Annotated in this window: 18 protein-coding genes; all 18 read right to left on the bottom strand. The window is 60.4% G+C overall.

What is annotated here, in order from left to right:
* Positions 1-415 precede the first annotated feature (415 nt).
* The 18 genes from BLW71_RS16525 to BLW71_RS16440 all read right to left on the bottom strand — a co-directional run bounded on the left by BLW71_RS16525 (position 416) and on the right by BLW71_RS16440 (position 20618).
* Complete coding sequence (locus BLW71_RS16525; protein WP_091797868.1) at positions 416-2146, bottom strand: AMP-binding protein; 1731 nt, start codon at positions 2144-2146, stop codon at positions 416-418.
* A gap of 233 nt (positions 2147-2379) precedes the next feature.
* Positions 2380-2805, bottom strand: coding sequence for a F0F1 ATP synthase subunit epsilon (locus tag BLW71_RS16520; protein WP_007180027.1), 426 nt, complete (start codon positions 2803-2805; stop codon positions 2380-2382).
* 211 nt (positions 2806-3016) lie between these two features.
* Positions 3017-4411 (bottom strand): F0F1 ATP synthase subunit beta, encoded by a 1395-nt coding sequence (gene atpD / locus BLW71_RS16515; RefSeq protein WP_091797865.1) that lies wholly within the window; start codon positions 4409-4411, stop codon positions 3017-3019.
* A gap of 115 nt (positions 4412-4526) precedes the next feature.
* Positions 4527-5411 (bottom strand): F0F1 ATP synthase subunit gamma, encoded by an 885-nt coding sequence (atpG, locus tag BLW71_RS16510; protein ID WP_011490290.1) that lies wholly within the window; start codon positions 5409-5411, stop codon positions 4527-4529.
* Between the two features lie 139 nt (positions 5412-5550).
* Entirely contained in the window at positions 5551-7092 is a 1542-nt protein-coding gene (atpA, locus tag BLW71_RS16505; protein WP_091797860.1) for a F0F1 ATP synthase subunit alpha, read from the bottom strand.
* A gap of 58 nt (positions 7093-7150) precedes the next feature.
* The gene (locus BLW71_RS16500; RefSeq protein WP_091797857.1) at positions 7151-7690 is read right to left on the bottom strand and encodes a F0F1 ATP synthase subunit delta; all 540 of its coding nucleotides are present in this window, start codon (positions 7688-7690) and stop codon (positions 7151-7153) included.
* 2 nt (positions 7691-7692) lie between these two features.
* Complete coding sequence (locus BLW71_RS16495) at positions 7693-8163, bottom strand: F0F1 ATP synthase subunit B (RefSeq protein ID WP_006050845.1); 471 nt, start codon at positions 8161-8163, stop codon at positions 7693-7695.
* 138 nt (positions 8164-8301) lie between these two features.
* Positions 8302-8571 carry a F0F1 ATP synthase subunit C gene (gene atpE / locus BLW71_RS16490; RefSeq protein WP_007180033.1) on the bottom strand — a complete coding sequence of 90 codons (270 nt, stop codon included), beginning with the start codon at positions 8569-8571 and terminating at the stop codon, positions 8302-8304.
* 82 nt (positions 8572-8653) lie between these two features.
* Positions 8654-9505 (bottom strand): F0F1 ATP synthase subunit A, encoded by an 852-nt coding sequence (gene atpB, locus BLW71_RS16485; RefSeq protein WP_091797855.1) that lies wholly within the window; start codon positions 9503-9505, stop codon positions 8654-8656.
* Between the two features lie 177 nt (positions 9506-9682).
* Positions 9683-10228 (bottom strand): ATP synthase subunit I, encoded by a 546-nt coding sequence (locus BLW71_RS16480; protein WP_091797852.1) that lies wholly within the window; start codon positions 10226-10228, stop codon positions 9683-9685.
* Between the two features lie 818 nt (positions 10229-11046).
* Positions 11047-11934, bottom strand: coding sequence for a ParB/RepB/Spo0J family partition protein (locus BLW71_RS16475; RefSeq protein ID WP_091800939.1), 888 nt, complete (start codon positions 11932-11934; stop codon positions 11047-11049).
* 18 nt (positions 11935-11952) lie between these two features.
* Positions 11953-12744 (bottom strand): ParA family protein, encoded by a 792-nt coding sequence (locus tag BLW71_RS16470; RefSeq protein WP_091797847.1) that lies wholly within the window; start codon positions 12742-12744, stop codon positions 11953-11955.
* An 86-nt stretch (positions 12745-12830) separates the two neighbouring features.
* Positions 12831-13514, bottom strand: a complete 684-nt coding sequence (gene rsmG / locus BLW71_RS16465) for a 16S rRNA (guanine(527)-N(7))-methyltransferase RsmG (RefSeq protein ID WP_091797844.1) — start codon at positions 13512-13514, stop codon at positions 12831-12833.
* Positions 13511-15469, bottom strand: a complete 1959-nt coding sequence (gene mnmG / locus BLW71_RS16460; RefSeq protein ID WP_091797841.1) for a tRNA uridine-5-carboxymethylaminomethyl(34) synthesis enzyme MnmG — start codon at positions 15467-15469, stop codon at positions 13511-13513. Before mnmG ends, rsmG begins: the two co-directional genes overlap by 4 nt.
* Before the next feature lie 174 nt (positions 15470-15643).
* Positions 15644-16396 (bottom strand): ABC transporter ATP-binding protein, encoded by a 753-nt coding sequence (locus BLW71_RS16455; protein ID WP_177205050.1) that lies wholly within the window; start codon positions 16394-16396, stop codon positions 15644-15646.
* Positions 16397-16407: 11 nt separating this feature from the next.
* Positions 16408-18192 (bottom strand): branched-chain amino acid ABC transporter ATP-binding protein/permease, encoded by a 1785-nt coding sequence (locus BLW71_RS16450; protein WP_091797835.1) that lies wholly within the window; start codon positions 18190-18192, stop codon positions 16408-16410.
* Between the two features lie 4 nt (positions 18193-18196).
* On the bottom strand, positions 18197-19252 hold the full coding sequence (locus BLW71_RS16445; RefSeq protein WP_091797831.1) for a branched-chain amino acid ABC transporter permease: 1056 nt from the start codon (positions 19250-19252) through the stop codon (positions 18197-18199).
* A 205-nt stretch (positions 19253-19457) separates the two neighbouring features.
* On the bottom strand, positions 19458-20618 hold the full coding sequence (locus tag BLW71_RS16440; RefSeq protein ID WP_091797828.1) for an ABC transporter substrate-binding protein: 1161 nt from the start codon (positions 20616-20618) through the stop codon (positions 19458-19460).
* Positions 20619-20648: the final 30 nt, after the last annotated feature.

Genomic DNA, 20648 nt, shown 5'->3' with positions numbered 1-20648 from the left:
CTGAAACACTTTGTTACCGCGCTCATAGGGTAATTCGCCCACAATGGCCTCAACGGTTTCAACACGGATGTGGCTGGGTGCGTGGTGTGAGCGGATACGATGCACTTGCCGGTCGGCGCATGCCGAAGCCCTGTGAAGGGGCATCCCTGCTGGGGCCGTAGTCGACGCAGGGTCGTCGTCTCAGTCGGTTCCTTCTTTGGTCTCCTCGCGCTAACCCCGTAGCGTGTGGTTTTTAGCGGGCTCCAGGCCCGCTTTTTTTTCGCCTAGCCAAACGTTTGCGCAGTGCAGTAAGGCGCTTTTTAGAGTGCGTTAGCGGTTGTTTTGCAACTCTTGCGCCGGGCAAACGGTTGGTTTTCTGTTCTTCAATGACTGGTCCGTCGCGCCATTACGTCGCGCGCGGACCGGCCATTGACCGTCACGCCGTCTTGTCTTCCCGCAGCTTCAATTCGCTAATCATCCGTTCGCGCATGATGAACTTCTGCACCTTGCCGGTCACCGTCATGGGCAGTTCGTCGACGAAACGGATGTACTTCGGCACCTTGTAGTGCGCAATCTGACCTTGGCAGAACTGCTGGATCTCTTCCGCGGTAGCCTGCTCACCGGAGCGCAAGACAACCCACGCGCAAACCTCTTCGCCATACTTCGAGTCGGGCACACCGAACACCTGCACGCTCTGGACCTTCGGGTGACGGAACAGAAACTCCTCGATCTCGCGGTGATAGATGTTCTCGCCACCGCGAATCAGCATGTCCTTCAGGCGCCCGACGATATTGCAGTAGCCTTCAGCATCGAGCGTCGCCAGATCGCCGGTGTGCATCCAGCCGTCGACAATGCTTTCGCGTGTCTTGGGCTCGTCGTCCCAGTAGCCTTGCATCACCGAATAGCCGCGAGTGCACAGCTCGCCGGTTTCGCCCACCGGCACGATGTTCCCAAGGGGATCGACGATTTTCACCTCCAGATGCGGCTGGATGCGGCCCACCGTGGTCGTGCGCTTGTCCAGCGGGTCGGTGGTCGAACTCTGGAACGAGACCGGGCTGGTTTCCGTCATGCCGTAGGCGATGGTAATCTCCGCCAGATGCATCCTGGAGACCACCTTCTTCATGGTCTCGATCGGGCACGGCGAGCCCGCCATGATGCCGGTGCGCAGGCGCGACAGGTCGTAGGTGGCGAAGTCAGGGTGATCGAGTTCTGCGATGAACATGGTCGGCACGCCGTGCAGCGCGGTGCACTGCTCTTCCGCGACCGCGGCCAGCGTTGCCGCCGGGTCGAATCCCTCGCCGGGAAACACCATATTGGCGCCGACCGATACGCACGCCAGCACCGACAGCACCATGCCAAAGCAGTGATACAACGGCACCGGGATGCACAAGCCATCTTGTTCGGTCAGCCGCATCGCCATCGCGATGTAGCGCGCGTTGTTGACCACGTTGCGATGGGTCAGCGTCGCGCCCTTCGGATTGCCTGTCGTGCCGCTGGTGAACTGAATGTTGATCGGCTCGTGGCACGTAAGCGTGTCGCCGATGGCGTCCAGTTTTGGAACATCCAGCGCCGCTCGACCTTGTTCGATCACGTCGGAAAAGCTCAACATACCCGGCGTTTCGGTATCGCACATGCGAATCACGTAGCGCAGTTCGGGCAATCTCGACGCATGCAATTCTCCCGGCGCCTGCGTGGCCAGTTCGGGCGCGAGTTCCTGCAACATCTCCAGATACATGGAGGTCTTGAAACGCTCGGCCGCAATGATCGCCTTGCAACCGACCTTGTTCAGCGCGTATTCGAGCTCCGCGAGCCGGTATGCCGGATTGATATTGACCAGCACGGCGCCGATGCGCGCGGTCGCAAACTGGGTAAGCAACCATTCCACCCGATTCGGCGACCAGATGCCCACCCGGTCGCCTTTCACGATGCCGAGCGCGAGCAAACCGGCCGCCAACACGTCGACTTCTTCTGCGAACTCCTTCCATGTCCAGCGAATACGCTGCTCGCGAAACACCACGGCTGGACGATCCGGAAAGCGCTCCGCCGTATCGCGCAGAAACTGTCCAACTGTCGCGTCGCTCAACGGGATGTCGGTCGGACCGCGGACGTAAGACAACCCGTCTTTGGGTTCGATGAGTGCACCTTCGCCTGACACGTGCGTTGCCATGGTGTTGTCTCCGTGAACTGAGCGGAAGCTCGCTTATTGAAATGAATTTGAAATCGATTGTGCCATCGGCATGTGTCCGTCAGGCATCAAGTCTTACCCGCAGCGCATCACCATCTATTAAAGCGTGGCATCCATCAATGCTCGACCACAATTTTGCTGACCTTTCCGTAAACGTCAATTAAAGGTCAAAAAAAAGCAGCCAAGAAGGCTGCTTTCTCTCTGATACGTGTTGCTTAGTGCTGACCGCGCAGCTTGCGCAGACGCTGAATCGCAGCGAGCTGAGCCGTCGCATACGCCAGTTCCGCTTGCGCGGTCGCGTATTCGAGGTTCGAACCCGTGTTCTGCAGCGCTTCTTCCGCACGCTTGCGTGCATCTTCAGCCTTGGCTTCGTCGAGATCCTTGCCGCGGATCGCCGTGTCGGCGAGAACCGTCACAGCGCCCGGCTGGATTTCGAGAATGCCGCCGGCGACGAAAACAAACTCTTCCTCGCCATTTTCAGCTTCGATTCGCACCGCACCCGGACGAATCCGCGTGATGAGCGGCGTGTGTCCCGGCAGAATGCCGAGTTCACCCGCTTCGCCCGGCAGCGCGACGAACTTCGCCTGACCCGAGAAGATCTGCTCTTCCGCGCTGACGACGTCTACCTTGATTGTTGCCATAAGTGTCGACTCCTGTGACGACCAGAGTTGGCGCTTTAGCGCTTACTCGGGTCCCCTGCAAAGCTCGACGAGAGCGAGCGCTTTAACGCTTACTGTCGTCCCATGCAAGGCTGGGTTGAGCGTATTAAGAGGCGCCGGCTTTGCGATCCCGATACCTTTAATAGTATCCGTTCCGCGCGAGAACCGACGCCCGCTTCGTTACACCCGACCTTTACTGGATCTTCTTGGCCTTTTCGAAGGCTTCATCGATCGTGCCGACCATGTAGAACGCCTGTTCCGGCAGGTGGTCGCATTCGCCTTCAACGATCATCTTGAAGCCACGGATCGTTTCCTTCAGCGGCACGTACTTGCCCGGCGAGCCCGTGAACACTTCAGCGACGTGGAACGGCTGCGACAGGAAACGCTGGATCTTACGAGCGCGCGCCACGGCGAGCTTGTCTTCCGGCGCCAGTTCGTCCATGCCCAGAATCGCGATAATGTCGCGCAGTTCCTTGTAGCGCTGCAGCGTTTGCTGCACGCCGCGCGTGATCGAGTAGTGCTCTTCACCGATCACGTTCGGGTCGATCTGACGCGAGGTCGAATCGAGCGGGTCGACTGCCGGGTAGATACCCAGCGAAGCGATGTCACGCGACAACACGACCGTTGCGTCCAAGTGGCCGAAAGTCGTAGCCGGCGACGGGTCGGTCAAGTCATCCGCAGGGACGTACACGGCCTGAACCGACGTGATCGAGCCGGTCTTGGTCGACGTAATGCGCTCTTGCAGCTTACCCATTTCTTCAGCCAGCGTCGGCTGATAGCCCACTGCCGACGGCATACGGCCGAGCAGTGCCGACACTTCCGTGCCTGCCAGCGTGAAACGGTAGATGTTGTCCACGAAGAACAGCACGTCGAGACCTTCGTCACGGAAGTGCTCAGCCATCGTCAGACCGGTCAGCGCGACACGCAGACGGTTGCCCGGCGGCTCGTTCATCTGGCCGTACACGAGCGCGACCTTGTCGAGAACGTTCGAGTCCTTCATTTCGTGATAGAAGTCGTTCCCTTCGCGGGTACGTTCGCCAACACCCGCGAACACGGAGTAACCACCGTGTTCCTTCGCGATGTTGTTGATCAGTTCCATCATGTTCACGGTCTTGCCCACGCCGGCGCCACCGAACAGACCAACCTTACCGCCCTTAGCGAACGGGCAGATCAGGTCGATAACCTTGATGCCGGTTTCGAGCAGTTCCGTCGACGGCGACAGTTCGTCGAACGCCGGAGCCTTCTGGTGAATGCCGCGAACCACGTCCGAGTTGATCGGGCCGGCTTCGTCGATCGGGCGACCCAGCACGTCCATGATCCGGCCGAGGGTCGGCTTGCCGACCGGCACGCTGATCGGCTTGCCGGTATTCTTCACGACCGTGCCGCGGCGCAGACCGTCCGATGCACCCAGACAGATGGTACGGACGACGCCGTCGCCCAGCTGTTGCTGGACTTCGAGGGTCAGTTCCGAACCTTCGAGAATGAGCGCGTCGTAAATCTTCGGCATGTGGTCACGCGGGAATTCCACGTCGATCACCGCGCCGATGCACTGTACGATCTTGCCTTCTACCAAAGCAGTAGTACTCATCGCTTTTCCTTTAGATACTCAATTCTTCACTCGCGCAAAGGCGCAATTTCGATGGGGCCGCCCAGGTGGGTGCGCCACGAAGGCGCACACGAAGCGGCGTGTTTGACCGTTAAGGTCAGACTGCCGCCGCGCCACCGACGATTTCCGACAGTTCTTTCGTGATCGCGGCCTGACGGCTCTTGTTGTACACGAGCTGCAGTTCGTTGATGACCGTCTTCGCGTTGTCCGAAGCGGCCTTCATCGCAACCATCCGTGCCGACTGTTCCGATGCCATGTTTTCCGCGACGGCCTGATAGACCAGCGCTTCGACATAACGCACCAGCAGTTCGTCCACCACTGCCTGCGCGTCCGGCTCGTAGATGTAGTCCCACTGCGTGCTCGGCGTCGTGCCGTCTTCTTCCTTGCGCTCGAACTGATCTGCCGACAGCGGCAGCAGTTGCTCGATCACCGGCTCCTGCTTCATCGTATTGACGAAGCGCGTGTACGCCAGGTACACCGCCGAAACCTTGCCTTCCGAGTACAGGTCGAGTTGCACCTTCACCGCGCCGATCAGCTTTTCCAGATGCGGCGTGTCGCCCAGATGCACGACATTCGACACCACCTTGGCGCGCAGACGGTTCAGGAAACCCAGACCCTTGGTGCCGATCGCAGTTGCTTCGATCGTCTTGCCCTGGCCTTCCAGTTCCTTGAACTTCTGCAGCGACGCGCGCAGCACGTTGGTGTTCATGCCGCCGCACAAACCTTTATCGGTCGTGACGAGGATGATGCCGGCCGTCTTCGCGCCTTCGTTCGACACCATGAACGGGTGACGATACTCCGGGTTCGCACGGCTCATGTGTGCAGCGATATCGCGGACCTTGTCAGCATACGGGCGAGCAGCGCGCATACGCTCTTGAGCGCGGCGCATCTTCGATGCGGCCACCATCTCCATCGCTTTCGTGATCTTGCGCGTGTTTTGCACGCTCTTGATCTTGCCGCGAATTTCCTTCATTCCAGCCATTGCTTGCTCCTTGTCGGCCCGAGTTGCCGCTTTAGCGGTTACTCGGGTCCCATGCAAAGCGATCGAAGCAGCACGGGTTCAGTTTCCTGCGGCCCGCGCCGCTTCAAGGTCCGTTTATGCCTTGCGGGTCACTCGCGGATCAATAAGCGCCGGACTTCTTGAAGTCTTTGAGGGCCGTGTGCAGCAGGCCTTCGTCGTCCTTCGAGAGTTCCTTGGTGTCTTCGACGCGCTTGATCAGGTCAGCGTGCTTCGACTTCAGGTAGTCGCGCAGGCCCTTTTCGAACGGCAGCACTTGCGAAACTTCCAGATCGTCGAGGTAACCGTTGTTCGCTGCGAACAGCGCGACAGCCAGCTCCCACACTTGCAGCGGCTGATATTGCGGCTGCTTCAGCAGCTCCGTCACGCGGCGGCCGCGTTCCAGTTGCTTGCGGGTTGCTTCGTCGAGATCCGACGCGAACTGCGCGAACGCGGCCAGTTCACGGTACTGCGCGAGGTCGGTACGGATACCGCCCGACAGCTTCTTCACGACCTTCGTTTGAGCCGCGCCACCGACGCGCGACACCGACACGCCGGCGTTAATTGCCGGGCGGATACCTGCGTTGAAGAGGTCGGTTTCCAGGAAGATCTGGCCGTCGGTAATCGAGATCACGTTCGTCGGAACGAATGCGGTCACGTCGCCTGCTTGCGTTTCAATGACCGGCAGTGCCGTCAGCGAACCGCTCTTGCCCTTCACTTCACCGTTCGTGAACTTCTCGACGTAGTCTTCCGACACGCGAGCCGCACGTTCCAGGAGACGCGAGTGCAGATAGAACACGTCACCCGGGTAAGCTTCACGGCCCGGCGGACGGCGCAGCAGCAGCGAGATCTGACGGTATGCCCAAGCTTGCTTGGTCAAGTCGTCATAAACGATCAGTGCGTCTTGACCGCGGTCGCGGAAGTATTCGCCCATCGTGCAGCCGGCGTACGGTGCCAGGTACTGCATGGCAGCCGATTCCGAAGCCGAAGCGGCCACGACGATCGTGTATTCGAGCGCGCCGGTTTCTTCCAGCTTGCGCACCACGTTCATGATCGACGAAGCCTTCTGGCCGATCGCGACGTAGATACAGAAGAGGTTCTTGCCCTTCTGGTTGATGATCGTGTCGACTGCGACTGCGGTCTTGCCGCACTGGCGGTCGCCGATGATCAGCTCACGCTGGCCACGGCCAACCGGCACCATCGCGTCGATCGACTTCAGACCGGTTTGGACCGGTTCCGAAACCGACTTACGCCAGATCACGCCCGGAGCAATCTTTTCGATTGCGTCGGTCTTCTTCGCGTTGATCGGGCCCTTGCCGTCGATCGGGTTGCCGAGCGCGTCGACCACGCGGCCGAGCAGTTCCGGACCCACCGGCACTTCCAGAATACGGCCCGTCGTCTTGACGACGTCGCCTTCCGAAATGTGTTCGTACTCACCCAGAATCACGGCGCCGACCGAGTCGCGCTCGAGGTTCAGTGCGAGACCGAAGGTGTTGCCCGGGAATTCGAGCATTTCGCCCTGCATCACTTCCGACAGGCCGTGGATGCGCACGATACCGTCGGTCACGGAGATCACAGTGCCCTGGTTGCGAACGTCTGCGCTCGCTTCAAGGCCCTGGATCCGGCTCTTGATCAGCTCGCTGATCTCAGAGGGATTGAGTTGCATTATTCGCTCCTGATAGTCAATTCTGTTGCGTGCCAGCCGCTTCAGCGCCTTGGGCGCTTCAGGCCGTCAGAGCCGTCTGCATGCTGGCAAGCCGCGCGCGGACCGAGGTATCGAGCACTTCGTCGCCGACCGTCACGCGCACGCCGCCGATCAACGACGAGTCGACTTCGATCGTCGGCTTCAGCTTGCGTTTGAACTTGCGTTCGAGACTTGCGACGAGGTCATTCAACTGCGCGCCTTCGAGCGGGAATGCGCTGACGATCAGCACATCGGCCGCCCCTTCGCGGGCGTTCTTCAACTCTTCGAACTGCACGGCGATTTCCGGCAGCAATTGCAGGCGATGGTTGTCCACCAGCATTTGCACCAGATTCTTCGCTTGTGCGTTGTCCTTGAGCGGCGACTTGACCGCGGTGAGCAGCAGTTCGCTGACCTGGGCGCGGCTTACTTTCGGGCTCGAGGCGATCGACAGCACTTCGGGCAGACGCGCAACCTGTGCCAGCTCCTGCACGAGCGTGGACCAGGCGGCGATGTCACCAGCTTCGGCCACGCCAAACAGCGCTTCTGCGTACGGACGGGCGATGGTTGCAAGTTCGGCCATGATCAGAGCTCGGCTTTCAGTTGATTCAGCAGGTCAGCGTGAGCTGCCTGGTCGACTTCGCGCTTCAGGATCTGTTCAGCGCCCTTCACGGCGAGTGCAGCAACTTCGCCGCGCAGCGTTTCGCGCGCTTTCACGACTTGCTGTTCCGCGTCGGCCTTCGCTTGCGCGATGATGCGAGCGGCTTCAGCTTGTGCTTGAGCCTTGATTTCGTCAGCGACTGCCACAGCGCGCTTTTCCGCGTCAGCAATACGTTGCTGACCGTCGTTGCGTGCCTGAGCGAGTTCCTGGTCGACGCGCTTGTGAGCGGCTTCGAGTTCTGCCTTGCCCTTTTCAGCAGCCGACAAACCGTCAGCAATCTTCTTCGAGCGCTCGTCGAGGGCGTTGATCAGCGGCGGCCACACGAACTTCATCGTGAACCACGCGAGGATCAGGAACACGACCATTTGCGCAAACAGGGTTGCGTTGAGATTCACGGTGTTTCCTTAAACGTTGCTAGTTCGGAAAGTGAAACGGCAAGGCGCTCATCGATTCTGTGTTCGATCAGCGCCCGAGTGCCCGTTCCGCCCTGCGCCCTCACTAGTTATAGCTCAGGCGCAAACTTCCGAGGAACCTCAGCCTGCCAGCTTCGACAGCAGCGGGTTCGCGAACGCAAACAGCATTGCCACACCAACGCCAATCAGGAACGCCGCATCGATCAGACCAGCCAGCAGGAACATCTTGGTTTGCAGCGGGTTCATCAGTTCAGGCTGACGTGCACATGCTTCGATGTACTTGCCGCCCATCAGGCCGATACCGATACAGGCGCCGATTGCACCCAGGCCGATGATGATGCCGATACCGATGGCGGTCAGACCCTGGATGTTGGCGATGAAAGCTTGCATGATCACTCCTTTGTGAAAAGTCTTTTAGAACTGGTTGGAACTGGGATTTAAAAAACGATGAATCTTTTGTCGACGGCGCAGGTTAGTGCGTGTCGTGTGCCTGGCCGATGTACACCAGCGTCAGCATCATGAAAATGAACGCCTGCAGCAGAACGATCAGGATGTGGAAAATTGCCCACACGCTGCCGGCGATCACGTGGCCGATGAAGCCAAGCACCGTCGTGTCCGCGCCGAAGCTCCAGATGCTGCCGAGCAGGGCAATCAGCAGGAACAACAGTTCGCCCGCGTACATGTTGCCGAACAGCCGCATGCCGAGCGAGACCGTCTTCGCGACGAACTCGATGATGTTCAGTGCAAGGTTCGGGATCCACAGCAACGGATGTGCGCCGAACGGAGCGGACAGCAGTTCATGCACGAAACCGCCGGCGCCCTTGATCTTGAAGTTGTAGTAAATCATCAGCGCGAACACACCGAGTGCGATGCCGAGCGTGCCGTTCAGGTCGGCGGTCGGCACGATGCGGTGGTGCGGGATGACTTCGGAAAGACCCAGCCAGCCAATCACGTGGCCCGGCAGGTCGACAGGGATAAAGTCGAGCGAGTTCATCAGCGCGACCCAGACGAACACGGTCAGGGCCAACGGTGCGATGAAGGTGCGCGTGCCGTGGATCATCGACTTCGATTGATCCTCGACCATCTCCACCAGCATTTCGATCGCGCACTGGAAACGGCCCGGCACGCCGGACGTTGCCTTGCGGGCAGCGAGATGCAGGATGAAGATCGTGGCCAGACCGCAAACGATCGACCAGAAAAGGGTGTCCAGATTCCACACGTGAATGTCGAAAATCGACGTCTGGTGCGCGGTGGAAAAGTTCTGCAAGTGGTGCGCGATGTACTCGGACGGATCCATTGCGCGCGTGCCTTCGCTAGCTGCCATATCGTTAAAGCCACCCAAATTGTCGAAAATCGTCTTAGGCCGTTCCCGCTGCAATTCTGTATTGCGGGAACACGCCGGGTGCGGACCGTGTCATATCCGCACACCTGTTGCCGGCGCTGCGCGCCGGCCTGAATTTTTTGCTGCTACTTTTTTGCTGCCACTTTTGTTGCTGCTACCTTAGCGCCAGGCCAAGGCAATCCAGTACGTCTTGAGCGCGATGAGGTAGGTCACGAGCAGCGGAACCCAGCGTACGTCGTGATACCAGAAGGCGATGGCTACGAACATCGCGATCGTTGTCCCCATTTTGAGCGCTTCGCCGATCATCCAGCTCATGACTGTTTCGGCGCCGCTCAGCGTTCTAAGCCGTGCCGCGAACAACGCGCCCGGCACCCAGCAGATCGCTCCTCCCAGGAACGCGGACAGCGCAGCAGCGCCCGGCGGCTTGTAGAACAGCCACCACACCAGCGTAGCACCCAGGGACAAAGCCATTTGCGCTGCCACGACCTTGAAAGGCGTAACGCGCGATGGACGGCTCACGTTGGGACCAAACAGCTTTTCAGCTTCAGCCCGCGTGAGCGGAACGATATTGTTATCTTGCTGCTCGACATCCCACGCTTCATCAGGTGTCGCTTGCTGACCGGTGGACGCAACGGAATCTTTGCGTTCAGCGCGGTGTTCGTCGTGCCCATTCTTCGGCGCTTGATTCGACGTTTTGACCGCCATCGCAGTGTTCCGAAAGTCTTGTTCCAGCCCGCGAGCTTACGCTGCCATTACGGGGTTGCCGTGCAATTAAATCCGGGCGATTGTAAGCGATAGTTGCAGGCAATTCAAGACTTTAGGCCGTTCAATAACCGGCGTGAAAAGCCTCCTCACGATGCGGGAACAGCTGCCTGGCGGTACGAAACACGTCAAATGTAAGGCTGTCGGGGGGCGTCAAATCATGCGGTTTGGATCAAGCGACTTTGCACTCGCCGACAGGTCGTTTAAACGCAGTAGCAGACGTCTCGAAAATGCAACAAACGCCGATTTTTGCCTCCGCAGGTGGACATACGGGTTGGCACCAGTTAGGCGGCGACTCGGCGCGAGCGTATTCGGAAACTCGTGTGTGTCGATGACAAGAGGGATCGCCGTAATCACACCGCCGCGCCGAATGAATGGGCGACCGAGAACGGCATGCGCTTTCGCCTTTCGTTTCGGGCACGCCCTACTTCGTGAATTCATCAGCGCGGAGTTGGTGACGCGACCGCTCTCGGGATGCTTGACGCGAATCAGGCGGCATTGCAAACGCATCGGCGCTCGGCATCGCCCCAACGGCGCGATCAGACCAATATATCAGCGATCCTGATTATTTATCGCCGCATTTATTTAGGAATCCATTAAATATAGGCCGTTTGACATGCATCAAGTCGGGCCCAATCTCTATGTGTTTGCGACTCGCCAGGAAAGCTGCGGCGCCAAAGGCGCGCAGCGCACCAAATAGCTTGCGATCTGTATTGAGCCTGATCGCAAGCCTTCGTTGCCACTCACGTTCAACGCGCCGATCAGGCGGTGGCGTTGCCGCGCAACCTCACCAAGATGCCTTCCAGCGCGTCCAGATCGCCGAAGTCCACGAGTACCTGCCCTCGCCCGCGTCGGCCGAGTTTGATCTTGACCGTCGCCGCCAGCAAATCCGACAACTCTTCTTCGAGTCGTCGCGTATCGCGACCACCGTCCGGATTCGCACGCGCCTTCACTGCTGGCGCGGCTTTGGTCGTCGTCGTTACCAGCTTTTCGGTTTCGCGCACCGACATGCGCTTGTTGATAACCTGGTTGGCCAGCGTAATCTGCGTTGCAGCGTCGACGGCCAACAGCGCGCGGGCATGCCCCATGTCGAGATCGCCGGCCAGCAGCATCGTCTGTACGGGCGACGCCAGATTGAGCAAGCGCAGCAGATTCGACACGGCACTACGCGATCGGCCGACCGACTCCGCCGCCTGTTCGTGCGTGAAATTGAACTCGTCGAGCAAGCGCTGGATGCCCTGCGCTTCTTCCAACGGATTCAGATCTTCGCGCTGAATATTCTCGATCAGCGCCATCGCGGCGGCGGCCTGGTCCGGCACGTTCTTCACCAGCACCGGTACTTCGTCGAGACCTGCGAGACGCGCCGCGCGGAAACGCCGCTCGCCGGCAATGATCTCGTACTTGTCCGCGGAGACGGGCCGCACGAGAATCGGCTGCATCAAGCCCTGCGCCCGGATGCTGGCCGCCAGCTCCTGCAATGCGCCTTCATCCATACGCGTACGCGGCTGGTATTTGCCCGCCTGCAACTTGCTGAGTGGCAGCACGTTCGGAGCACCCTCTATCGTCACCGCCTCCGTGATGTCCGCAGTGCCGCCAAGCAATGCTTCCAGGCCTCGTCCCAACCCCTTCTTTCTCGCTACTGCGTTCATCGTGCTTTCCCGATCCACTTAGGATGCCTGGGGCGCGTCATTCAATGCGCGCACCCGCTCAATCATTTCCGCGCCGAACTGCACGTACGCTTGCGCGCCGCGCGATGCCCTGTCGAACACCACGCCCGGCAAACCATAGCTGGGCGCCTCGGCAAGACGCACGTTGCGCGGGATCACGGCGTCGAACACCTTGTCACCAAAATGCTCTTTCAACTGATCTGAGACTTGCTGTTGCAACGTGATACGCGGATCGAACATGACGCGCAGCAGGCCGATCACCTTCAGGTCACGGTTGAGGTTCGCGTGCACCTGCTTGATCGTGTTGACCAGGTCTGACAAGCCTTCGAGAGCGAAGTACTCGCACTGCATCGGAATCACCACGCCGTGTGCGGCGCACAGGCCGTTGAGCGTGAGCAGCGACAAAGCCGGCGGACAGTCGATCAGCACAAAATCGTATTCGTTTTCGACTGCCGCGAGCGCGACCTTCAATTGACGTTCGCGATTCTGCACGCTGACCAACTCGACCTCGGCACCGGCGAGTTCACGGTTCGCCGGGAGCACGTCGTAACCAACGGCTTCGGGCCGCACTCGCGCATCGGCCACCGCGACGCCATCCACCAGCACTTCGTAGACCGTGTTCGCGCACGCGGCTTTGTCGATGCCGCTACCCATCGTGGCGTTGCCTTGCGGGTCCAGGTCGATGAGAAGGACTCGCTGTCCCTGCGCTGCCAAGCTCGCGGCCAGATTGACTGTGGTCGTCGTTTTACCGACGCCGCCCTTCTGGTTCGCAACGCAGAAGATTTTTGCCATCGTTGGTGTGTCCCTTTTGCTGCTTGGATAAAGTGAAAATCGTCGGTGATACAGGGTGCGGATGCATGACAAGCCTGAGCGCGCCGCTAGCTGCCGGCATCCACCAAAACCTTGATCAGGTGTCGCTCGGCGACGAGCGACGGCACGTTCAGCCGAATAACCTGTTCCACGTGGGCGCCAGCCGGCAAACGTTCGATCTCGCCGTCCGGGCGTACGCCCTTCATAGCCCAGATCGCACCCTGCTCCGCAACGAGATGACGGGCCAGTGTAACGAAATCCGCGAGTTCTGCGAATGCGCGCGAGACAATTACGTCGAACTTTGCCGGTACTTCGGCGCCCGGCTGCAAAGTCTCGACTCGGCCGGTCACCACCGAGAAATTCGCAAGGCCGAGCTCCGCCTTGGCCTGAGCCTGGAACGCCGTTTTCTTATGAACGATGTCGTTCACCGTCACCGTCCAGTCTGGCAAAACAATCGCCAGCACAATGCCCGGCAAACCGCCGCCGGAGCCGACATCGAGTACCGAGGACGGCCCGAGCGGAACCAGATGCGGCACGATCGAAAGCGAGTCCAGAATGTGCTGAATCAGCATCTGCCGCGGATCGCGGATCGCCGTGAGGTTATAGACGGCGTTCCACTTCGACAGCAACGCGACGTAGTCGAGCAGCTTGCCGAGTTGCGTGTCGCTCAGATCGAGGCCGAGCTCGCGCACGCCCTCTGTGAGCAGCGGCGCCAACGCCTCCCTACCGCTTCCCTTCTGGCCTACCGTCATTGCGTCACCGGCGTGCTGTCGGTGCCCGGCTCAGTGGGTTTCGCCGGACGACGACCCAAACCACGCTTCAAATGGACCATAAGCAGCGAGATGGCCGCCGGCGTAATGCCGGAGATGCGCGAGGCCTGACCAATGGTTTCAGGGCGGAACTGCGTAAGCTTCTGGCGCGCCTCGAAGGAAAGGCCCCGGACTTCCGCGTAATCCAATCCTTCAGGTAGACGCGTGCTTTCGTGCGCCTCGTTCCGCTCAATCTCTCCCGCCTGACGGTCAATGTAGCCCTGATATTTGATCCCGATCTCGATCTGCTCCTTGATCTGGGCAAGCAGAACGTCGTCTTCCGCCAACGTTTCAGGCGCAGCGCAAGCACCGGCACGCAACCCGCAAACACCGTCGTAAGACACACCCGGGCGGCGCAGCAGATCCGCCAGGCTGTACTCGTGATCGATTGGCTTGCCGAGCAAGGCCGTCGCCTCGTCAGCCGATAACGTCTTAGGATTGACCCACGTGGTGCGAAGGCGCTCTGTTTCACGTGAAACAGCGTCGCGTTTGCGGCTGAAGGCATCCCACCGAACGTCATCCACCACGCCCAGCTCGCGGCCGATCTCAGTCAGACGCATATCCGCATTGTCTTCACGGAGGCTCAGGCGATATTCGGCACGGCTCGTAAACATGCGATACGGCTCCGACACGCCACGCGTAACCAGATCGTCGACCAACACGCCAAGGTAAGCCTGATCGCGCCGAGGGCGCCATGCTTCCTTACCTTGCACGTACAGACCCGCGTTGATCCCAGCCAGCAAACCCTGCGCGGCGGCTTCTTCATAGCCAGTCGTGCCGTTGATCTGACCGGCGAAGAACAACCCGTTAATGACTTTCGTTTCCAGCGAAGCCTTCAGTCCACGCGGATCGAAGTAGTCGTACTCGATCGCATAGCCCGGCCGGAGGATATGCGCATGCTCCAAGCCGCGCATCGAACGCACCAACTCCAGCTGCACGTCGAACGGCAGGCTCGTGGAGATCCCATTCGGGTAAAACTCGTTGGTGGTCAGCCCTTCCGGCTCAAGAAAGATCTGATGCGATTCCTTCGATGCGAATCGGTGAATCTTGTCTTCGATCGATGGGCAATACCGCGGCCCCACCCCTTCGATCACGCCGGTGTACATGGGCGAACGATCGAGGCCGCCGCGAATGATGTCGTGCGTCCGCTCGTTGGTGTGCGTAACCCAACACGGCACCTGCCGCGGATGCTGCTCAACACGCCCCAGAAACGAGAACACTGGCACCGGATCCAGATCGCCCGGCTGCTCTTCGAGCTGGGAAAAGTCGATGGTGCGGCCGTCGATACGCGGCGGCGTCCCGGTCTTCAACCGACCTTGCGGCAGCTTCAATTCCTTGAGACGCGCCGACAACGACACAGACGCCGGATCACCGGCACGGCCGCCGGTATAGTTGTTCAAACCGACGTGAATCTTGCCGTCGAGGAAGGTCCCAGCCGTCAGCACCACCGCGCGCGAACGGAAACGGATCCCCACCTGCGTGACGGCGCCGACCACGCGGTCACCTTCCACCATCAGATCGTCGACCGCCTGCTGGAACAACCAAAGGTTCGGCTGATTTTCCAGCCGATGGCGGATAGCCTGCTTGTACAGCAAACGGTCTGCCTGAGCGCGCGTCGCACGAACGGCCGGGCCCTTCGATGAATTCAGGATGCGGAATTGAATGCCGCCCTCGTCCGTCGCGGCCGCCATTGCACCGCCGAGCGCGTCGACTTCCTTGACCAGATGGCCCTTGCCAATACCGCCAATCGACGGGTTGCAGCTCATCTGGCCGAGCGTTTCGATGTTGTGGGTCAGCAGGAGCGTCGTATTGCCCATGCGTGCCGAAGCCAACGCGGCTTCCGTGCCGGCATGACCGCCGCCGACGACGATTACGTCAAATTCTGTGGGAAAGAGCATCGCGGATCTCACGCCAGATCATCGCGTGAGCCTTTCAAAGGAAATGTATGGGCGAATTATAACGGGTTCGGTTTAGGCCCGAATTTCGTCCGAACGGCCAACCCATAAAAAAGCGGTGTGTTTCACGTGAAACACACCGCTTTAATCGTCGGCGATCAGCGTAGAGCGGGAGCGCTACGCCACTTTTTTGGCCAGCCCAAGGTACGTTTCGATCACGCGCGGATTCTGCGCCAGGTCTGCCGCCGGCCCTTCCAGCGCCAGTTCGCCCGTCTCCAACACATAACCGTAGTCGGAGATTTGCAACGCGGCTCGGGCGTTCTGCTCGATCAGCAGCGTGGCTACGCCGGTCTGCCGCAGCGCGCTGATGATGTGGAAGATTTCTTTTACGATCAGCGGCGCAAGGCCAAGACTCGGCTCGTCCAGCATGAGCAGATCGGGCTTGCCCATCAATGCTCGGCCCACCGCAAGCATTTGCCGTTCACCACCCGATAAGGTGCCGGCCGCCTGCTTGCGGCGCTCCTTCAGTCGTGGAAACAGCGTGAAGACCGGCTCAAGTTGGTCGAGAAAGTTGCGCTCCCCTGCCCGCTTGCGACGGTAAGCGCCGAGCACGAGGTTGTCCTCGACCGTCATCGAAGCAAACAGCTCGCGCTTTTCCGGCACAAGGCACATGCCGCGCGCAACACGTTTCTCGACCGGCACGGCGCTGACATCTTCGCCTCGATACACCACGGCGCCCTTCGCATGACCCGTGGTCGGCAGCGCACCCATGATCGCGTTCAGCAGCGTGGACTTGCCCGCGCCATTCGGGCCGATCACCGAGACGATCTGCCCAGCCCGCACCTTGATCGCCGCGCCGTGCAGCGCCTCGACCTTGCCATAGCGGACCGACAATCCGTCTACGTCGAGAATGGGATCAGCAGCATTCATCGTGTTCTCCATCACTCCACCCCACCGAGATACGCTTCCAGCACAGCCGGATCCTGTTGTACGTCTTGCGGCAAACCTTCCGCGATCCGGGTCCCGAACTCCATGACCACCAGCCGGTCGGTGAGATTCATCACGAAATCCATGTCGTGCTCAACCAGCAGCACGCTCATGCCTTCCGCCTTGAGGCGACGCAGCAGATCGGCCAGCTGGAGTTTTTCCTGATAACGAAGACCGGCGGCCGGCTCATCCAGCAACAACAGCGTCGGGTCGCAGCACAATGCGCGTGCGATTTCGAGAATCCGCTGCTGTCCCAAGGCAAGACTGCCCGCCTCATCGTACATGTGCTGCTCCAGACCGACCCGGCGAATCTGACGCGCGGCTTCGGCCATCAAGCGCGCTTCTTCCGCACTGTTCAGGCGCACGACGCTACGCCATACGCCCGCCTGCCCCCGCAGATGTGCGCCGATCGCGACGTTCTCGAGCACCGTCATTCCCGGTAGCAGCTTGACGTGCTGGAAGGTGCGGCCAATCCCGCGCCTGACGATTTCACGTGAACTCAACGAATCGATTCGCTCGCCACGGAACTTGATCTCGCCGCTGGTCGTTTGCAGCACGCCGGTGACAAGATTAAAGGTCGTCGACTTGCCGGCGCCGTTCGGCCCGATCAAGCCGATGATCTGCCCTGCTTTCACCTCAAAGCTGACATCGTTCACCGCGACCAGACCGCCGAATTGCTTGCGCGCCTTGTTCACGGTCAGCAGATCTTCACCAGCCGCCGGCTTGCTGCGCTGCGGCAATGGTTCGGCATGGTCGGCCAAATGGGCACGCGGACCCTTCGGGAAAAACCGCGCGACAAACGGCCATACGCCTTGGCGCGCGTACTGCAGCAGCAGCACCATCAAGATGCCGAATACGATCACTTCGAAGTTGCCGTTCTCACCCAGCAGCTTGGGCAGCAGCGTCTGCAGATAATCCTGCAACACCGTCAGGATCGCCGCACCGAGCACCGCGCCCCAGACGTGCGACACCCCGCCCACCACCGCCATGAACAGGAACTCGATACCGTGATTCAGTCCAAACGGCGTCGGGTTCACCGCGCGTTGCAGGTGGGCGTAGAGAAAGCCCGACACCGAAGCCAGCACCGCCGCGTAGACAAAGATCACCACGCGCATCCACCCGGTGTTCACGCCCATTGCTTCGGCCATCATGCCGCCGCCGCGCAGCGCGCGGATTGCTCGTCCCGGCCGGCTATTAAGCAGATTCTGAACGGAAATCACCGCACCCAGCACGACCACCCAGATCAGGTAATAGATATGGCGCCCGGACTCCAGGTTGATGCCGAAAACATTCAGCACAGGAATTCCGTTGATGCCGTCGTACTTGCCCAGCATTTCGAGATTGCCGAACAGGTAGAACAGCGCGAGCCCCCACGCGATCGTGCCGAGCGGCAAAAAGTGCCCGGACAGACGCATCGTCACCAACCCGAGCATCAACGCGATCAGGGCCGTCACCACCACGCCCGCGATCAGCGCGAGCCACGGCGAGACGCCGTATCGCGTCGTCAGATACGCGGTCGCGTAGGCGCCGATGCCGACAAACGCGGCCTGGCCAAAGCTCGTCATTCCGCCGATACCGGTCAGCAGCACCAGGCCGATCGCCACGATCGAATACAGGCCGATGTAGTTGAGCAGCGTCACCCAATATTCCGGCACGTGAATCGGTTTCGGCAATACGGGTAGCGCGAACAGCACCACGAGGAACAACCAGAAGAACTTGTTTTGCATGATCCGTTTCATCGCGTCACTCCTCGTCCTCTTCGGTGTGCGGGCTGGCAAGACTTCGCCAGAGCAGCACCGGAATGATCAGCGTGAACACGATCACTTCTTTATAAGCACTCGCCCAGAACGACGAATACGACTCCAGCAGACCGACCAGGATCGAGCCCGCAGCCGCCAGCGGATAACTGACGAGGCCGCCGATAATCGCCCCCACGAAGCCCTTCAAGCCGATCAGGAAGCCCGAGTCGTAGTAGATGGTGGTGAGGGGTGCGACGAGGATGCCGCACAGCGCACCGAGGCCCGCCGCCAGCGTGAAGGCGAGACGCCCCGCTTGCGTCGTGCCGATGCCGACGAGCCGTGCGCCGAGCCGGTTCACCGACGTTGCGCGCAACGCCTTGCCGGAGATCGAGCGGTCGAAGTACAGATACAGCGCACCGATCAACACGACCGCCGTGCCGACGACCCACAAGCTCTGCCCGGAGATCGACAGGCTGCCCACGTTGAAGGTCGCGTCGGAAAACGCCGTGGTGCGCGAACCCTCCGCACCGAACATCACGAGACCCAGGCCGACCATCGCGAAGTGCACCGCCACCGCCACGATCAGCAGCAGCAGCGTGGACGCCTCCGCGATCGGCTCATACGCAAGCCGGTAAACATACGGTCCCATCGGAATCACGATCAGCAGCGTCAACGCGATCTGCGCGATCATCGGCAGCGTATGCATGAAAACGCCCTGCGTGAGCGCGTAGACCGCGATCGGAAACAGCAGGTATTTGCCGACCAGCATGACCAGCGTGCGCGCCGCATGCCGGCGCCGCTCGGGATGGCGTACCAGCCCCGCTACCTCGACGACGAAGCAGGCCGCGCCCATCGCCATCAGCAGCCAGCAGGTGGCCGGAAATTTCTGTGTCTGTAGCGCGGCGAGCGTCAGCGCGCCGTACGAAACAAACTCCCCCTGCGGGATGAAGATCACCCGCGTCACGGAGAACACCAACACCAGCGCGAGCGCGAGCAGCGCGTAGATCGCGCCGGTGGTGATACCGTCCTGCGCGAGGATCGCCGCAATTGATAGATCCATACTTCCTCGTCCTGAAGCGTCGTAATCGAAACTGGGAAACCGTCGTGGCGGCAGAACTCGCGGCCGTCCGCGGACCCGCAATGCCTGAAAAGGCGACCGCCGCGCCGGAACACGGCGCGGCGGTCGATGCCATTGTCATCGAACAGAATGGCAATGCGGCGTCACATGCCGCACGTTGCGCGAGAGGCGCGTACCGCTTTTATGCTTAGTCGTTCTGCAGCTTCCACTTGCCGTCGACGATCTGCACGATCACGCGTGCGCGCTTGTCGAGGCCGTTGTGGTCGGTCGTGGTGGTGTTCATGATGCCGTGCGAAACCGGCAGCTCCTTGATGTTCTCAAGTGCACCGCGCAGTGCCACGCGGAACGCTTCCGTGCCCGGCTGCGCCGTCTTCAGCGCGACGGGAATCGCTGCTTGCAACATCTGGCCGGCGTCCCATGCGTGACCGCCAAACGTCGCCACCGAGCCCGCGCCATACGCTTTCTCGTACGCCGCTTTGTAGGCCAGCGACGACTTCTTCACCGGGTTCGAGTCAGGCAGTTGATCCGCCACGAGAATCGGGCCAGCCGGCAGGAATTCGCCTTCGCAATCCTTGCCGCACACGCGCAGGAAGTCGTTATTGGCAACGCCGTGCGTCTGGTAGACCTTGCCCTTGTAGCCGCGCTCCTTGAGCGTCTTGGCCGGCAATGCCGACGGCGTGCCCGCACCCGCGATCAGGACCGCGTCGGGGTTCGCGCCAATCGTCTTCAGCACCTGGCCCGTGACCGATGCGTCGGTTCGGTTGAAGCGCTCGTTGGAAACGATCTTCAGATTGTGCGCGGCGGCCGCAGCGGTAAAGACGTTATTCCAGCCGTCGCCGTACGCATCCGCGAAGCCGATGAAGCCCACGGTTTTCACGCCGTGATGCTCCATATAGTCGGCGATGGCGTCAGCCATCAGGCTGTCGTTTTGCGGCGGTTTGAAGGCCCATGCGCGCTTCGCGTCCATCGGCGAAATGATTGCCGCCGATGCCGCCAGCGAGATCACCGGCGTCTTGCCTTCGGAAGCGGCGTCGAGCATGGCCAGCGAATTCGGCGTAACGGTCGAGCCGATGATCGCGTCGACGTGGTCTTCGTCGATCAGCTTACGCGTGTTCTGCACGGCCTTGCCGGTGTCCGATGCGTCGTCGAGAACGATGTACTGCACGGTCTTGCCGCCGATCTCTTTCGGCAGCAGCGCAATCGTGTTCTTTTCAGGAATCCCGAGCGATGCGGCCGGCCCCGTCGTGGAAAGTGTCACGCCGATCTTCACTTGGGCAAACGCCGCGCCCGCGCCACACATCAACGCCATGGCGATGCCGGTGCGTACCCATTGCTTTGTCTTTTTCATTGCAAGTCTCCAAACGCTTTGAAGCGCGTA

It is taken from the genome of Burkholderia sp. WP9, from assembly GCF_900104795.1.
In the GTDB taxonomy this organism is placed as follows: domain Bacteria; phylum Pseudomonadota; class Gammaproteobacteria; order Burkholderiales; family Burkholderiaceae; genus Paraburkholderia.
This window is presented reverse-complemented; position numbering and strand designations above follow the sequence as displayed.

Bases quoted from the DNA above. Each gene is read 5' to 3' on its own strand.
- BLW71_RS16525 (WP_091797868.1), bottom strand. From the start codon at position 2,146: ATGGCAACGCACGTGTCAGGCGAAGGTGCACTCATCGAACCCAAAGAC.
- BLW71_RS16520 (WP_007180027.1), bottom strand. From the start codon at position 2,805: ATGGCAACAATCAAGGTAGACGTCGTCAGCGCGGAAGAGCAGATCTTC.
- atpD (WP_091797865.1), bottom strand. From the start codon at position 4,411: ATGAGTACTACTGCTTTGGTAGAAGGCAAGATCGTACAGTGCATCGGC.
- atpG (WP_011490290.1), bottom strand. From the start codon at position 5,411: ATGGCTGGAATGAAGGAAATTCGCGGCAAGATCAAGAGCGTGCAAAAC.
- atpA (WP_091797860.1), bottom strand. From the start codon at position 7,092: ATGCAACTCAATCCCTCTGAGATCAGCGAGCTGATCAAGAGCCGGATC.
- BLW71_RS16500 (WP_091797857.1), bottom strand. From the start codon at position 7,690: ATGGCCGAACTTGCAACCATCGCCCGTCCGTACGCAGAAGCGCTGTTT.
- atpE (WP_007180033.1), bottom strand. From the start codon at position 8,571: ATGCAAGCTTTCATCGCCAACATCCAGGGTCTGACCGCCATCGGTATC.
- atpB (WP_091797855.1), bottom strand. From the start codon at position 9,505: ATGGCAGCTAGCGAAGGCACGCGCGCAATGGATCCGTCCGAGTACATC.
- BLW71_RS16480 (WP_091797852.1), bottom strand. From the start codon at position 10,228: ATGGCGGTCAAAACGTCGAATCAAGCGCCGAAGAATGGGCACGACGAA.
- BLW71_RS16475 (WP_091800939.1), bottom strand. From the start codon at position 11,934: ATGAACGCAGTAGCGAGAAAGAAGGGGTTGGGACGAGGCCTGGAAGCA.
- BLW71_RS16470 (WP_091797847.1), bottom strand. From the start codon at position 12,744: ATGGCAAAAATCTTCTGCGTTGCGAACCAGAAGGGCGGCGTCGGTAAA.
- rsmG (WP_091797844.1), bottom strand. From the start codon at position 13,514: ATGACGGTAGGCCAGAAGGGAAGCGGTAGGGAGGCGTTGGCGCCGCTG.
- mnmG (WP_091797841.1), bottom strand. From the start codon at position 15,469: ATGCTCTTTCCCACAGAATTTGACGTAATCGTCGTCGGCGGCGGTCAT.
- BLW71_RS16455 (WP_177205050.1), bottom strand. From the start codon at position 16,396: ATGAATGCTGCTGATCCCATTCTCGACGTAGACGGATTGTCGGTCCGC.
- BLW71_RS16450 (WP_091797835.1), bottom strand. From the start codon at position 18,192: ATGAAACGGATCATGCAAAACAAGTTCTTCTGGTTGTTCCTCGTGGTG.
- BLW71_RS16445 (WP_091797831.1), bottom strand. From the start codon at position 19,252: ATGGATCTATCAATTGCGGCGATCCTCGCGCAGGACGGTATCACCACC.
- BLW71_RS16440 (WP_091797828.1), bottom strand. From the start codon at position 20,618: ATGAAAAAGACAAAGCAATGGGTACGCACCGGCATCGCCATGGCGTTG.